3 protein-coding genes are annotated in these 1,547 nt (G+C 76.2%); all 3 read left to right on the top strand.

What is annotated here, in order from left to right:
- The coding region (locus B0E53_RS36415; RefSeq protein WP_107079914.1) for a hypothetical protein at positions 1 to 415 on the top strand (415 nt) is incomplete at its 5' end.
- Positions 412 to 1,302: a hypothetical protein gene (locus B0E53_RS36410; RefSeq protein WP_246835783.1), complete on the top strand. Its 891-nt coding sequence runs from the start codon at positions 412 to 414 to the stop codon at positions 1,300 to 1,302. The genes B0E53_RS36415 and B0E53_RS36410, both read left to right, overlap by 4 nt.
- Before the next feature lie 48 nt (positions 1,303 to 1,350).
- The coding region (locus tag B0E53_RS36405) for a hypothetical protein (RefSeq protein ID WP_146167971.1) at positions 1,351 to 1,547 on the top strand (197 nt) is incomplete at its 3' end.

The raw sequence follows: 1,547 nt of genomic DNA, 5'->3' as shown, positions 1-1,547 counted from the left end.
GGTGCCGGCGGAGCCCGAGCCGGAGGCGACTGAGGCGGCCCCGTCCGCCGCGCGGCCCGACGCCTGCGCCCTGGTGTCCCGGGCCGACGCGGAGCGGCTGGCCGGCACGCCCGTGGAGGACCCGGTGCCGGTCCGGGAGTCCTGCACCTACACCGCGCCGGTCACCGGCCCCACCGCCCAGGTCGAGGTGTACGTCGGCGACGGCGCGAAGAAGTACCTGGACATCGAGCGCGACCTGGGGCACGAGGTGCGGCCGCTGGCCGGGGTGGGCGACGAGGCACACCTCACCGCGGAGGCGTTCTTCATCCGGAAGGGCGACGTCTGGGTGGCGGTGCGGCTGATGCGGCTCAACGACCCGCAGGAGAACCGCGAGCCGCTGCAAAGCCTCGCCCGCACCGTCGCCGGGCGGATGTGAGCCGGCCGGTGCCCGGCCGCCGGCTGCTGGCCGCCGCGGTCGCGGTGCTGCTCGCGCTGACCGGGTGCGGCAGCCCGCGGGCGGACGGCCGCGCCACCGGGCCGGGCGGCGAGGCGGAGCTGCGCTACGGGGCGGCGCCGGCGCCCGGCGACGGGGTGACCCTGCAACCCGACGTGGTGATCGTCGGCCAGGGTGGCCGGTCGGTGCGCTCGGTCAGCGCCGACGGGCTCATCTGGCGGCTGGACGCCGCGGCCCGCAACACCGACCGGCTGGCGCGCGGGGTGGTCATGTTCGTCACCGGGCGGGGCGTGGGTCGGGTGCTGGACCTGGCCGAGGAGGGCAGCGACCTGCTGGTGACCATCGGGCCGGTGGACATCACCGAGGTCGTCCGGGACGGCAGCTTCGCGTCGCGGGGCCTCACCCTCGACGACCCGGTCGTCTACCCGGCGGGCGAGCCGTCGTGGGCGCAGGAGACGCGCCGCAGCAGCCTGCTCAACTCGCTCACCGGGGTGCCCGTCGGCGTCATGGGGCTGCTGATCCGCCACGGCGTCCGGTTCACCGTCGGCATCAGCGCCTTCCTGTTCACGGCCGGCGTCTACTTCGAGCTGACCACCTCCTACGGGTCCACGCTGGGCTCCGCCCTCGGCGCCGCCTACGCCCAGTGCCGCGGGGTCGGGATCGGGGTGCGGGCGAGATTCGGCGTCGGCTACCGCATCCTCGAACCGGTCGTCCAGGTGATCAACAAATTCCTCAGCCTGCTCACTCCGTCCCGCGGGCCACGGATCCCACCCGTCGCGGCGGCCGCCGGACCCAGCTGGAGCAGCGACGTCTACCGCAACGAGGAGGTGATCCCGGACGTGGCGGTCTGCGGACACGCCCCGCGGTGAACCACGCCGGCGCCGGGCCGGGTGGCGCCGCTGTGCCAGGATCCCGCCATGGACGCCTCCCTGGTCGGCCGCGACGCGGTCGTCGAGCGGGTGTGGCGCGCCCTGGCCGGCGGGGCGCCGGCCCTGCTGGAAGGCGCCAGCGGCATCGGCAAGACCACGCTGTGGCGGGCCCTGGTGGCGCGCGCCCGGCAGGCCGGCTGGACCGTGCTGACCAGCGCGCCGACCGAGGCCGAGGCGGCCCTGCC

The sequence above is a fragment of the Micromonospora sp. MH33 genome (assembly GCF_003013775.1).
Lineage (GTDB): Bacteria > Actinomycetota > Actinomycetes > Mycobacteriales > Micromonosporaceae > Micromonospora > Micromonospora fulviviridis.
This window is presented reverse-complemented; position numbering and strand designations above follow the sequence as displayed.